11 protein-coding genes and 1 tRNA gene are annotated in these 13008 nt (G+C 71.0%); 5 read left to right on the forward strand and 7 right to left on the reverse strand.

Features of this window, described 5'->3' with window-relative positions; genetic code table 11:
- Nucleotides 1-48: 48 nt before the first annotated feature.
- Nucleotides 49-558 carry a DUF309 domain-containing protein gene (locus tag BEK98_RS17930; protein WP_094217561.1) on the reverse strand — a complete coding sequence of 170 codons (510 nt, stop codon included), beginning with the start codon at nucleotides 556-558 and terminating at the stop codon, nucleotides 49-51.
- Nucleotides 559-657: 99 nt separating this feature from the next.
- On the opposite strand from BEK98_RS17930, the gene BEK98_RS17935 reads away from it, so the two are divergent.
- Nucleotides 658-731: transfer RNA gene (locus BEK98_RS17935), tRNA-Pro, on the forward strand.
- Nucleotides 732-827: 96 nt separating this feature from the next.
- On the opposite strand, the gene BEK98_RS17940 is transcribed toward BEK98_RS17935, so the two are convergent.
- Nucleotides 828-1403, reverse strand: coding sequence for a YbhB/YbcL family Raf kinase inhibitor-like protein (locus BEK98_RS17940; RefSeq protein ID WP_094217562.1), 576 nt, complete (start codon nucleotides 1401-1403; stop codon nucleotides 828-830).
- A 221-nt stretch (nucleotides 1404-1624) separates the two neighbouring features.
- Nucleotides 1625-3697 carry a sensor histidine kinase gene (locus tag BEK98_RS17945; protein WP_094217563.1) on the reverse strand — a complete coding sequence of 691 codons (2073 nt, stop codon included), beginning with the start codon at nucleotides 3695-3697 and terminating at the stop codon, nucleotides 1625-1627.
- Nucleotides 3698-3743: 46 nt separating this feature from the next.
- On the opposite strand from BEK98_RS17945, the gene BEK98_RS17950 reads away from it, so the two are divergent.
- From BEK98_RS17950 to BEK98_RS17965, 4 genes are all read left to right on the forward strand, one after another.
- Nucleotides 3744-4421, forward strand: a complete 678-nt coding sequence (locus BEK98_RS17950; RefSeq protein ID WP_244201886.1) for a response regulator — start codon at nucleotides 3744-3746, stop codon at nucleotides 4419-4421.
- Between the two features lie 158 nt (nucleotides 4422-4579).
- Nucleotides 4580-4987 carry a YciI family protein gene (locus BEK98_RS17955; protein ID WP_094217565.1) on the forward strand — a complete coding sequence of 136 codons (408 nt, stop codon included), beginning with the start codon at nucleotides 4580-4582 and terminating at the stop codon, nucleotides 4985-4987.
- Nucleotides 4988-4995: 8 nt separating this feature from the next.
- On the forward strand, nucleotides 4996-6141 hold the full coding sequence (locus BEK98_RS17960; RefSeq protein WP_094217566.1) for an RNA polymerase sigma factor: 1146 nt from the start codon (nucleotides 4996-4998) through the stop codon (nucleotides 6139-6141).
- A gap of 315 nt (nucleotides 6142-6456) precedes the next feature.
- Complete coding sequence (locus tag BEK98_RS17965) at nucleotides 6457-7608, forward strand: amino acid kinase family protein (RefSeq protein ID WP_107428281.1); 1152 nt, start codon at nucleotides 6457-6459, stop codon at nucleotides 7606-7608.
- Between the two features lie 72 nt (nucleotides 7609-7680).
- Here BEK98_RS17965 and BEK98_RS17970 read toward each other — a convergent pair whose 3' ends face one another.
- From BEK98_RS17970 to BEK98_RS17985, 4 genes are read right to left on the reverse strand one after another with little or no spacing between them, the layout of a single operon-like run.
- A complete protein-coding gene (locus BEK98_RS17970; protein WP_094217567.1) occupies nucleotides 7681-9708 on the reverse strand; it encodes a beta-galactosidase in 2028 nt (675 codons plus the stop codon).
- A gap of 35 nt (nucleotides 9709-9743) precedes the next feature.
- Nucleotides 9744-10631, reverse strand: coding sequence for a carbohydrate ABC transporter permease (locus tag BEK98_RS17975; protein ID WP_094217568.1), 888 nt, complete (start codon nucleotides 10629-10631; stop codon nucleotides 9744-9746).
- The gene (locus BEK98_RS17980) at nucleotides 10628-11608 is read right to left on the reverse strand and encodes a carbohydrate ABC transporter permease (protein ID WP_094217569.1); all 981 of its coding nucleotides are present in this window, start codon (nucleotides 11606-11608) and stop codon (nucleotides 10628-10630) included. Before BEK98_RS17980 ends, BEK98_RS17975 begins: the two co-directional genes overlap by 4 nt.
- An 8-nt stretch (nucleotides 11609-11616) precedes the next feature.
- Nucleotides 11617-12930, reverse strand: a complete 1314-nt coding sequence (locus tag BEK98_RS17985) for an ABC transporter substrate-binding protein (protein WP_094217570.1) — start codon at nucleotides 12928-12930, stop codon at nucleotides 11617-11619.
- Between the last annotated feature and the right edge of the window lie 78 nt (nucleotides 12931-13008).

Consider the following 13008-nt stretch of genomic DNA (forward strand, 5'->3'; position numbering starts at 1 on the left):
CCCGAGTCTGCCGTATGCCCTCGGGGCCCCGAGGAGGCGGTGCCTCGGTCAGGAACCGAGCCGCGGCGCCTCGGTCCCCGCGTCGACCGGCCCCGCCCCGCGTTCCACCCGCCCGGCCAGCTCCCGGGCCCACCCGGCCAGCCCGGCAAGATCCATCCCGTGCGGCCGCGCGTCGCCCCGCTCGGCCGCCCACTCCTCGATCGCCCCCGCGCCGCGCCGCAGCAGCCGCGCCCCACCGGTGGTGTTGCCGCGGGCCGCATGAGTGAGCCCCACCGCCAGCTGTGCCAGTCCCCGCCACAGCGTCCGCTCGGACTCGGGCCCCGACTTCCAGGCGTCCTCGAACACCTCATGGGCATGGAACGGCTTCCCCGCGTCCAGCAGCGCCTGCGCCTCGGCGACCGTCTCCCGAGGGGTCCGTACGACTCCCTCCGGCTGGCGCTCGACCCCCTGCGCCCCGTACGGCAACGGCCGCCCCAGCCCGTCCCGCGGCCGGGCGTTCCGCGCCCGCCCCGCCACATCCCGGTCCCGGCTGCCCGCCGCTGCGCCCACGTCTCCCATACGACCGATTGTCCCCGCCCGGTCCCACTTCGGCGCACCCCCGCCCGTGGGGTAAAGTTCTGTTCGCGCGATCACGTGGGTCACCACGAGTGAGCGCATCGGGACGTGGCGCAGCTTGGTAGCGCACTTGACTGGGGGTCAAGGGGTCGCAGGTTCAAATCCTGTCGTCCCGACAGCGATGTCGGATGTTTCCGCAGGTGAGGGGCGCTCTTCGGAGCGCCCCTCACGCGTGCGTGGGCTCCATCGGGTGAGCTTCCTCGGTGAGCGGGTCAGGCGCGCTCGTAGAAGCCGTCGAGGCGACCGCGTGCGAGCACGTCACCCGCGGCGGCCAGCACGGCGCGCGGTTTGGCGGAGTCCGGCACGGTGTTGCTCCTTCCGACGGTCAGCGGACCGCCCAGGGCGAACAACTGGAAGACATAACGGTGCGGGCCGTGGCCCTTGATCGGTGCGGGTCCGAGATAGCCGCGGCGCGATCCCGAACTCAGCAGGCGCACACCGTCCGCGGGGGTCCCGGCGTCGAGGCCACCCTGGGGGAGACCGGTCAAGGGCGGGTCGAGCAGGGTGATGCCGTGGTTGTACGGCAGGGCCGTCGGCGCATCCGGGTCCTCGATGACTTCAGTAACTTGCCTACCACTGCCATGGGTTACTCCTTGCGGTGTTGATATCGGGTGCGTCCGCGACAGGACTCGATCCTTATACCTCGGAGTCGCGACGGCTCGCACAGAAACAAAGCGGGCAACTCGCCTGAAACGGCAAGGAGTTGCGGCACTCGGCGCGTCACACGCAGGGCTCCGGCGTCCCGCGCCCTCCGGTAATCGGTGACGGGGATGGGGCGTCCGCCTCATGTTCCCGGGACAGGTGGGCCGGAATGTTTGTCCGCGCAATGCACGGCCGGGCCCTCGGGGGTGGGACGGGTCGGCTCAGGAGTGAGAGAGAGCGGACACAGCATGAAGTACTCGATGAACCTTCCGATGAAGTACGCGAACCTTCTGTTGGCCATGGCCGGAGCCGCGGCCCTGGTGGCCGGTGCCGCGTTGACCGAGTCGCAGGGGAAGGACGGAGCCGTTCAGGCTTCCGTGTCGGCGCGGCCGGCCGCGCCGGGTGACGGCGGCACGTGCGGTACCTGTCTCAACACGCCCTGACCGAAGGGCAGCGCGGCGCGTACCCGGGTGCCGCGTCCGCGGCGGTCGATGGTGAAGCTGCCGCCGATCTCGGCGGCCCGCTCGGCCATGGAACGCAGTCCGATGCCGTCGGCCTTCGGGTCGGGGTCATAGCCGATCCCGTCGTCGATCACGGTGAGAGTGAGGGTGTGCGCGTCGACGCGCACCCTCACTTGTGAGTGGTCGGCCTCGGCGTGCCGCATGACGTTGGTGAGCGCCTCGGCCGCGATCCGGTAGGCGGCCACCTCGACGGCCGCCGGAAGGGGCGGCAGGGGGGAGGGGGTGAGGTGCAGCTCGATCCGGGTGCGGGCGCCGTCGAAGGCCGAGACGAGCTGCCCGAGGGCGAGGCTGAGGCCCAGCTCGCCCAGGGGCGCGGGACCGAGGCGTTCCGTGATCCGCCGCACCTCCTGGATCGCCATGCCGAGTTCGTCGGCGGCGGCGCGGAGCGCGTCACGTACCGGATCGCCGGAGGGCAGGCGCGCGGTGGCGTTCTCGACCCGCAGGCGCAGGCCCGCCAGTGTCGGGCCGAGCCCGTCGTGGATGTCGCGCCGCAGATGGCGCCTCTCCTCCTCCCGGGCGAGGACGATCTGCTCACGGCCGGCCCGGAGTTCCTGCTGGAGGCGGAGCGATGCCAGGGCCGGTGCGGCGTGCTGGGCCAGGGACGCGAGGATGCTGGTGTCCTGTGCGTCGAGCGCCTGCTCCCCCTCGCGCGGACCGACCGACATACGGCCGATCACGGCGCCGTGGTGCCGTAGCTCGAAGTGCTGCTGAGCGGTGCCCAGCCGGCCGACGTCGGCGAGGACGCGCGGACCGGCACGCGTGTGCAGCACGAGGACCGCACCCGGAAGCCGTAGGTTCTCGACGACCGTGGTGCACAGCGCGCCGGGGATCTCCTCGGGACTGACCGCACGGCTGACCCGCTCGGCGAGCGTGTTCAGCACCTGGTAGGGATGTGCCCGCTCCCCGTAGAACAGCCGGTCCACCAGCTCGGTCGCCCAGGCCGTGGTGCGGCGCAACCCCGCGCCCAGGAGAAAGGCCACGGCCATCAGGACGAGAGCGTCCGCGGCCCTGCCCAGCACCATGCCGGTCGCCAGTACGGCGGCAGCGGTCACATAGAGGGCGACGAGCACCATGGTGACCATCAGCCCGGCCAGGACCCGCCGCGCCGAACGGCTGATGCGCCAGGTTCCGGTGCGTACGACGACGTAGAAGACGGACGTCGACAGCAGTGCCGAAGCACCCGCGAAGAGCCAGAACGTCGTCCAGAAGTAGCGGCTGTCCACGTGCTTGTAGATCGCCTGCGCAGCGGCCCAGATCAGATAGGCCGTCAGGAGCAGATGGATGTGGCGCCGGCGCGAGGACTCGCCCGCGCGGGACCACGCCACGAGTACGGCCACGCACGTGAGCACGTAGTGGCTCAGCTCCAGCACGGTCCCCAGGTGACGGTCCACGTACGCCGCGGTCTCGCCCCACCAGCCGACGGCCAGCGGGTTCGGCCCCCCGATCTCCTCGTCGGCTGTGAACGAGAACGCCTGCGGCACCATCCACAGGGCTACGGCGGCCACGTAGAGCCGCCACCACCGGCTGGGCAGATGCCCGTCCGGGAACCACAGCGGCAGGGTGTACCAGAGTGTGCCTCCGGCGATGTTGGCCAGCGTCTGCAGAACCAGCGTCAGGGCAGTGGCCGTCGGGCCGGGCTGCTCCACCCACACAGGCGCGATGGCCACCCGGGGCACGATCTTCGCCATGCCGTAGCCCAGCAGCACCCATCCGGCCGGGATGCCGGGCCGGTGGGCGTGCAGGAGCACCCCCGCGACCACGGGCGGCAGGCCGTACAGCAGAGCGGGGAGTTCCCGTGCGCTCGCCGCCACCCCCGGCGCTCCCAGCCGGGCCAGCAGGTAACACACCCACAGCCCGCTGAGCATGACCGTGACCGCGGCGCACACCGCCGCAGCGGTGAGCTGTCGCTCTCCGGCCACTCTCTGAGCACTCCATGCGATCATCTGATCACCTATAGTAATCATCGTGCCTGAGGAGAGCGCCCCGAGGACCGAGTCGGACACGGTGACCGTGTTGCTGGTCGACGACCATCCGATGTTCCTCGACGGGCTGTGCGGGGTGTTCCTGCCGCCGGACGGCTTCCGGGTCGTCGGCGTGGCCACCACCGGCGCGGAGGCCCTCGCGCTCAGCGTCAGCGCCGTCCCCCAGGTCGTCGTCCTCGACCTCGGGCTGCCCGACACGTCCGGCGTCGAGGTCACCCGGCGGCTGCTCGCCGACCGCCCCGACGTCAGGGTGCTCGTGCTGAGCATGTCGGACGACGACGACAACGTCCTCGCGGCCATGCGCGCCGGTGCCCACGGCTACCTCGTCAAGGGCGCGGACCGCGAGGAGATCCTCGCCGCGATGCGCACCGTCGCGCGCGGGGGCGCGGTCTTCAGCCCGCGCATCGCCGGGCGGCTCCAGGCCTTCTTCGGCTCGCTGGCGGCGGCGCCCGGGCAGCAGGCCTTCCCCGGGCTGACTCCGCGCGAGCTGGAGATCCTCGATCTGATCGCCTCCGGGCTCGACTACCGGCAGATCGCCCGGCGGCTGACCATCTCGGACAAGACCGTCCGCAACCACGTCAGCAGCATCTTCGCCAAGCTCCAGGTCAACGACCGGGCTCAGGCCATCGTCCGGGCCCGCAACGCGGGTCTGGGCACGTAGGTCCTGGGGCGTGAGTCGGCTCATCCACGAGAGCCGAGAAAAGAGCCCGAAAAAGCCCCCGAAAAAAGTCGGACGGCGATGTCGAGAACCCGCGTCCGGCTCCGTCCCCGGGGTGAACGCGACCACAATGGGTCGCACGAGCACCGAGGAGAACCACGATGGCCAAGTACCTGCTGCTGAAGCACTACCGCGGCGCCCCGGCTGCGGTCAACGACGTCCCGATGGACCAGTGGACGCCGGAGGAGATCTCGGCGCATGTGCAGTACATGAACGACTTCGCGGCCCGGCTGGAGAAGACGGGCGAGTTCGTCGACGGTCAGGCGCTCGCCCCCGAGGGAGCGTGGGTCCGCTACGACGGTGAGGGGCGCCCGCCGGTCACCGACGGACCGTTCGCGGAGACCAAGGACCTCATCGCCGGCTGGATGGTCATCGACGTCGACAGCTACGAGCGCGCCGTCGAGCTGGCCGGGGAGCTGTCGGCCGCCCCCGGGGCGGGCGGCAAGCCGATCCACGAGTGGCTGGAGGTGCGCCCGTTCTACGGCGTGCAGCCCACCATCACGGAGTGACGTCACCGATGGACGAGGTCCTCCTCAGGAGCCTCACACCGGGCGTGCTCACCGTCCTCGTCCGCCGCGGAGCCGACTTCGCGGCGGCCGAGGACGCCGTGCAGGACGCCCTGGTCGAGGCGCTCCGGGTCTGGGCGGCCGACCCGCCGCGGGATGCCAAGGGCTGGCTGGTCACCGTGGCCTGGCGCAAGTTCCTCGACGCGACGCGCGCCGACACCGCCCGCCGCCGGCGTGAGGACCGCGTCGAGGAGGAACCGGCGCCCGGGCCGGCGCCCGCGGTGGACGACACGCTCCAGCTCTACTTCCTGTGCGCCCACCCGTCGCTGACCCCGGCATCGGCGGTCGCACTCACACTGCGCGCCGTCGGCGGGCTGACCACCCGCCAGATCGCCGAGGCCTACCTGGTGCCCGAGGCGACCATGGCGCAGCGCATCAGCCGGGCCAAGCGCACCCTCTCCGGCGTGCGCTTCGACCGGCCCGGCGACGTCGCCACCGTGCTGCGCGTCCTCTACCTCGTCTTCAACGAGGGCTACTCCGGCGACGTCGACCTCGCCGCCGAGGCCATCCGGCTCACCCGGCAGCTCGCGGCCCGCATCGACCACCCCGAGGTGGCCGGGCTGCTCGCCCTCATGCTGCTCCACCACGCCCGGCGTGCCGCCCGGACCGCGTCCGACGGCAGCCTGGTGCCGCTCGCCGAGCAGGACCGCGGCCGGTGGGACACCGCGTTGATCGCCGAGGGCGTCGGGATCCTCCAGGCGGCCCTCGCCCGCGACCGGCTGGGCGAGTTCCAGGCCCAGGCCGCCATCGCGGCACTCCACGCCGACGCGCCCACCGCCGAGGAGACCGACTGGGTGCAGATCGTCGAGTGGTACGACGAGCTCACGCGCCTGACCGACAGCCCCATCGTCCGGCTCAACCGCGCGGTCGCCGTAGGGGAGGCCGACGGACCGCGCGCCGGCCTGGCGGCGCTCGCGGCGCTGGACGCCTCACTGCCCCGCCACGCCGCGGTGGCCGCGTACCTCCACGAGCGCGACGGCGACCCGGCGACGGCGGCACGGCTGTACGCCGAGGCGGCCCACAAGGCACCCAACCTCGCCGAACGCGACCACCTGACGCGCCAGGCCGCCCGGCTCAACGCCCGCCGGTGCAGCTGACGGGTCACGCTCGGAGACCGCGGTGGCCGTACCGGGAGGGGCCGCTCATGACAACCTCCCGGCACGGTGTCCCACCGACGACCGTCACTCTGCTCGGCGCGGTGCCCCGGGCGCATGGGGCACATGACTCCCTCGCGCCCCGGCTGCGCAGGTGACCCCTGGCCCGTCCCCGCCCGGGACGCGAAGGGAGCGGCCGACCCGCGTGCCCGGGCGGGCGGGCCCGGAAGAGTTCCGTCCGTGAGGCGCAATGGCCTCCCGTCCCCGGCCGGAGCCCGAGGGCTGCGGCATCCTCCCGTCCGAGAGGAAACCCCTTCCATGACTCAGGACACCGCCACCCGCACGATCCCCGTTCAGGCCCCCGCCACCCGGCCCCCGCGGGGCACCGATCCCGCCACCCCCGCCGTCCTCGAGTTCGGCGGATCCAGCTTCCCCTCCCTCGACTCCTACTGCGCCCTCGCCCGGGCCCTGCACCGCCGGCTCGACGACGAGCAGCAGCCCCTGGTCGTGGTCGTCAGTGCCATGCCGGGGGAGACGGAGAAACTCCTCGGCCTGCTGCACCTCACCGACCCCCACCCCGTCGACGCCACGTCCGCGGCCCTGCTCGGGCTCGCCGACACCGCCAGCGCCCATCTCCTCGCCGGTGCGCTGCACCACAGTGGCGTGGCGGCGACGGTGCTGGCCGGACAGCAGCTGGGCCTGGTCGCGGACGGCGACTTCCTCTCGGCCGACGTCGACCACCTCGACCCGGCGCCGCTCCGGCGCGCCCTGGAGACGTACCAGGTCGTCGTCGTGCCCGGCGGTCAGGCGGCCGACCGGCGCGGCCGGCCGACCCGGCTGGGTCCGTACGGCGCCGAACTCTCGGCCGTCCTGGTCGCCGGCGCGCTCGGCGCGGACCGGTGCGAGATCCACGCGGACGTCGACGGCGTCTGCACCGCCGACCCCGGCCTGGTCCAAGGGGCCCGTCTGCTGCCCGAACTCTCCTACGAGACGGCGGCGTTGATGGCCCGCTACGGGACGCGGGTGCTGCACCGGCCGTGCGTGCGAGCCGCCGAGGAGTACGGCGTCGCACTGGTCCGCCGCCGCAACCGGGCCCCGTACCCGGCGGGCACCCGGATCGGAGCCACCGGAGTCCGGGCGGCCGCCGTCGTGCTCAACACCGAGTCCAGAGTGCTCGGTTACCGCACGGACGCGCAGGCCGACCACGCGCACGGCGTGCTCGGCACCGAGGGCGTCGACACCGTACGGCTCCCCGGCGGGCCGCAGCTCGCCGTCATCGGCGGCCAGCGGGACCTCGACCGGTTGCACCGGGTCGACGACCTGCCCGAGGCGGAGGTCCTGGGCGTCCCGGTCACCGAGATCACCGGAACGCGTGCGACGACCCGTATCGCCCGCGACCCCGAGGAGGCCGTCCGGCTCGCTCGACGGCTCCACGACGCGCTGGTCGGTCAGTCGGACGTCCCCGCTTGACCGCCCGCACCCGCACCGGCAAGCCGGGCCCGCTGCCAGGTCGTCCCGGCCTCGGGCCCGGCCGGCCGCCGCTCACCGAGCGAGCGGCTCCCGCACCACCGCCACGTCCCCGGGCGCGACCGTGACCGAACCGGCCGTCTCCTTGCCGGTGAGGAGTTCCGTGGCGCCCGGTGCGACGGGCAGTTCCGCGCCCCGGCCGGAGTGGTCGATCACGAAGACGTAGTCCGCGTCCGGGCCGCGCCTGCGGACCACCTCCACACCGGCCGGGGCGGTGCGCACCGGCTCCACCCCCGCCTCGGTGCGGACGCGGTCCAGGAGGGCGGTCAGCGTGGCCGGGTCGGGAAGCGTGGCCAGGTACCAGGCGGCACCGGTGCCGTAGGCGTGCCGGGTGACCGCCGGGACGCCGGCCAGCGGGCCGTCGGCGTACGTGGCGACCGCCTCGGCGCCCTCCGTCCGCAGCCGCTCCGACCACAGCGTGCCCGCGGCGCCCTGAGGCACCGCGCCGCTCAGCCCGACCGACTGTCCGGGCAGCAGCGGGAACGGCTCGTCGGAGCGCACCCCCAGCACGTCCCGGAACGCACCCGGGTAACCGCCGAGCCGCACATGGCAGTTCTCGTCCACGGCACCGCTGTGGAAGCCGACGGCGAGGGTGCCGCCGCGCTCGGCGTACGCCGTGAGGTTCGCGGCGCCCGCGTCGTCGACCAGGTACAGGTTCGGGGCCAGCACCAGGCGGTAGGCGGACAGGGCTGCCTGGTCCGCGTCCGGGCGTACGAAGTCCACGGCCACGCCCGCCCGCCACAGCGGCTCGTACCAGGCCCGGACCAGGTCCAGGTACCGCAGTTCGCCGCTCGGCTGGGAGGGCAGCTCCAGGGCCCAGCGGGCGTTCCAGTCCCAGACGACGGCGACCTCGGCGGTACCGGTGCTGCCGCGGACCTCGGCCAGCGCCTTCAGGTCGGCGCCGAGGCGGACCACGTCCTGCCAGATCCGGCTGTCGGTGCCCGCGTGCGGCAGCATCGCCGAGTGCCACTGCTCGGCGCCCGCCTTCGCCGCCCGCCACTGGAAGTACGCGATGCCGTCCGCCCCGCGCGCCACATGGGCCAGCGCGTTGCGGCGCAACTCGCCCGGATTCTTCGCCCGGTTGACGGGCTGCCAGTTCACCGCGCCGGTGGAGTGCTCCATCAGCAGCCACGGGCCGCCCGCGAGCGAGCGCATCAGATCGCCGCTCAGCGCCACGTCGATCTCCGACTCGGGGTCGGTGGACATCAGGTAGTGGTCGTTGGCGACGATGTCCAGCTCCGGTGCCCAGCGCCAGTAGTCGAGGGCGTCGAAGGTGGCCATCACCATGAAGTTGGTGGTGGCGGGCGTGTCGGGGGCCGCCGCGCGCAGTACGTCACGCTCCGCCGTGTACAGCGACAGCAGCTCGTCCGAGCAGAAGCGGCGCCAGTCCAGCTGGTGCGTCGGGTTGGGTACGGCGCCCGTGGCGCGCGGCGGCAGGATCTCCTCCCAGTCGTAGTACCACTGGGACCAGAAGGTCGTGCCCCAGGCGTCGTTGAGGGCGGCCAGGTCGTCGCCGTAGCGCGCCCGCAGCCAGCGGCGGAAGGCCGCCGCGCTGGTGTCGCAGTAGCAGGCCGCGTTGTGGCAGCCGTACTCGTTGTGCACGTGCCACATGGCGACGGCCGGATGACCGGCGTACCGCTCGGCCAGCGCGCCCGCGATGCGCAGCGCCGCCTCGCGGTAGGTGGGGCTGGACGGGCAGAACGTCTGCCGGCTGCCGTAGGAGAGGGTACGGCCGTCCCGGTCGACCGGCAGCGCCTCGGGGTGGGCGCGGAAGAACCACGCCGGAGGCGCCGCCGTGGGGGTGGCCAGGTCGGCGGCGATGCCGTTCTCGTGCAGCAGGTCCAGGATCCGGTCCATGCGCGAGAAGTCGTACGCGCCCTCGGACGGCTCCAGCAGGGCCCAGGAGAAGATGCCGACGCTGACCATGTTCACGCCCGCTTCGCGCATCAGGCGTACGTCCTCGGCCCACACCTCCTCGGGCCACTGTTCGGGGTTGTAGTCGCCGCCGTAGGCGAGGCCGGGGACGGACAGGGTGCGATTCACTGGGGTTTCTTCGTTCTCTTTCACGTGCGCGCGCCTCAGCCCTTGTTCGATCCCAGGGTCAGACCGCTGACGAACTGGCGCTGGAGCGCGAAGTACACGATCAGCGTCGGGATCGCGGTGAGCAGGGCGCCCGCGGCCACCAGGTTGGGGTCGGTGAAGTACTGGCCGGAGAGGTTGTTCAGCGCCGAGGTGATCGGCATGTTCTCACCGGTCGAGATCAGCACCAGGGCCCAGAAGAAGTCGTTGTAGATCCAGATCGACAGCAGGGTCGCCAGGGCCGCCATCGCCGGCTTGCACAGCGGCAGTGTGATCTGCCAGTACAGCCGCCACACCGAGGCACCGTCGACCAGCGCTGCCTCGGTCAGCTCGTGCGGGAGCGAGCGCATGTAGTTGGCCAGCACGAACGCGCAGAACCCGGACTGGAACGCCACATGGATCAGCACCAGGCCGAGCGCCGAGTCGTACAGCTTGCCGCTCGCGGTGATGCCCGGCAGGTTCGTCAGCAGGTACAGCCGGTACAGCGGGGTGATGATGACCTGCTGCGGGAGCAGGTTGCCCGCCGTGAAGACCAGCAGCAGCGCCAGGTTGAGCCGGAAGTCGAAGCGGCTGACGTAGAACGCGACCATCGACGACAGGAACAGCGTGAGCAGCACGGCCGGGACCGCGATGATCAGCGTGTTCATGAAGTAGTGGGTCATGTCCGACTGCGTGAACGCGTTCTTGAAGTTGTCGAAGTTCAGCGTGTGCGGCCAGGACACATAGCCGCGCTCGCTGGTCTCGCTGTACGGACGCAGCGCCGAGAAGATCGCCCACAGCAGCGGGGCGAGCCACGCCAGGGCCGTACCGGCCAGGAAGACGTGCAGCAGGACGCGGGCCGGGCGGATCGGGGTGCGCTGCTTGACCGGCGCGCTCACGGTGCTCATGCGCGTCGCTCCTTCCGGAAGGTCGCGATCAGATACGGGATGATCACGATCAGCGAGATGACCAGCAGGACCACCGCGATCGCCGACCCGTAACCGATGCGGCTCGACTCACCGATGATGTTGTTGGTCACCAGGATCGACAGCAACTCGGTGCCCTGTGCGCCCTTGTTGAAGACGAAGACCAGGTCGAAGGCGCGCAGCGACTCGATGATGGTGACGACCAGGACGACCGTGTTGGTCGGGCGCAGCGTCGGGAAGATGACGTTCTTGAACGTCTGCCACTCGTTGGCGCCGTCGAGGGCCGAGGCCTCCCTGAGCGACGGGTCGACGCCCTTCAGGCCGGCCAGGTACAGGATCATCATGTAGCCGGTGTGCCGCCAGGACGCGGCGATCAGGACCGCCCACAGGTTGAGCTTGGGGTCGCCGATCCAGTCGATGTAGTGGCCCGGCTTGTTGGCGCCGATGAGGCTGTTGATCAGGCCCGTGTCCGGGTTGTAGACGAGCTGCCAGACGAACCCGATGCACGCCATGGAGATGACGACCGGCAGGAAGAACGCGGTCTGGTAGACGCGGCTGAACCGGATCTTCTTGTCCAGCTGCACGGCCAGGAACAGGCCGAGCGGCGTCGGGATCAGGATCAGCACCACGAACCAGACGACGTTGTGCTGGAGCGCCGGCCAGAACTGTGGGTTGTCGTTGAAGAGTTGTTTGAAGTTGTCCAGGCCCACCCACTTGATCGAGTCGAACCCGATGCCGTCCCAGGTGGTGAAGGCGAGCGCGATGGAGGCGAGGGCGGTGACCCAGACCAGGGCCACGTGCAGGACCGTGGGCACGCCCGCCATCAGGCCGAGCGTGATCCGGTCACGGCGGGTCAGCAGGCGCCGGTGGCCCTGCGCGGCCCGCTTGGATGCGGAAGCAGCGCCCGAAGGCGGCACGGCGGCCGCCTCCGGGGTCTTCGTCGTCGTGTCGGTCGTCATGCCGCTGCTCACGAGGACGCGAAGATCTGCTTCTTCTGGCGCTCGATCGACGACAGCAAGCCGTCCACGCCCTTGGGGTTCTGGAGGAACTTCTGCAGCGCGGGCTGCATCACCGTGGAGGTGAAGTCCGGGCGGGAGTCGCGGTCCATGAACTGGGTGAGGCTCTTGGCGCCGCTGATCATCTCGTACGCCTTCTTCTGCAGCGGGGTGTACGAGGAGGTGTCGGCCTTGCTGGAGGCGGCCACCACGCTGGAGTCGGCCTTCAGGTAGATCGCCTCGGCCTCGGGCGTGCCCAGGTACTCGAGGAGCTTGGCGACACCCTCCTTGTTCTTCGGGGCCTTGCTGACCATGAAGCCGTCGGTCGGCGCCTCGACGGTGTCCTGGCCGTACGCGGAGTTGATCTCCGGGAAGGCGAAGAAGTCGAGGTCGTCCAGGTCGGCCTTGTTGGTGAACTGCTGCGCCACGAACGAGCCCAGCAGGTACATGCCGGCCTTCTTGGACACGAGGGTCTGTGCGGCGTCCTGCCAGGTGCGGCCCATGAAGCCGTCCTGGTGGTAGGGGAGGATCTCGGACCAGTGGTCGAAGACGGCCTTCACCTTGGAGTCGGTCCAGGAGGCCTTGCCGCCCATCAGCTCGACGTGGAAGTCGTAGCCGTTGAGGCGGAAGTTGATCTGGTCGAAGGTGCCCATCGCGGGCCAGGCGTCCTTGTCGCCGAAGGCGATCGGGACCAGGCCGTCCTTCTTCATCTGCTTGCAGAGGGCGACCAGCTCGTCCCAGGTGGTGGGGACCTTGTAGCCGTGCTGCTGGAAGACGCTCTTGCGGTAGAAGAGCGCCCACGGGTACGTGTACAGCGGGACGAAGTAGTACTTGCCGTCCTCGCCCTTGGCGAGCTTCTTCATCGCGTCGGGGAAGTTGTCCCCGATCTTGGCCCACACGTCGTCGATCGGCGTGGCCAGCTTCTTCGCCGCGAAGAACTGCATGCGGTAACCGGCGAACCAGTTGAACACGTCGTCCGGCGTGCCCTGCAGATAGGAGTTGATCTGCTCCTGGAAGGTGTTGTGGTCCTTCGTGTTGACATCGACCGTGATACCCGACTGCTTCTTGAAGGCCGCGTAGATCTCCGCGAAGGCCTTCTTCGGCACCGCGTCGGAGGCGTTGGAGCCGAGGGTGACGGTCTTCGGGTCGGAGGACGAGCCACTGCCGCCACAGGCGGACAGCAGGGGTATGCCGGCACCGGCGAGGAGGGCGGCACCGCCCGCTCCACGCAGCAGCGAACGACGGCTGGGACCCGGGACCGAAAGACCGGAGGGGGAGAGGCGCATGGCGGCTCCTGAGGCATACAGGGTTCAGTCAAGGGGATGAGTCGATCACCGAAAGGTCTTCGAAACCGATCAGAAACC

The organism is Streptomyces diastatochromogenes (assembly GCF_002242805.1).
Lineage (GTDB): Bacteria > Actinomycetota > Actinomycetes > Streptomycetales > Streptomycetaceae > Streptomyces > Streptomyces diastatochromogenes.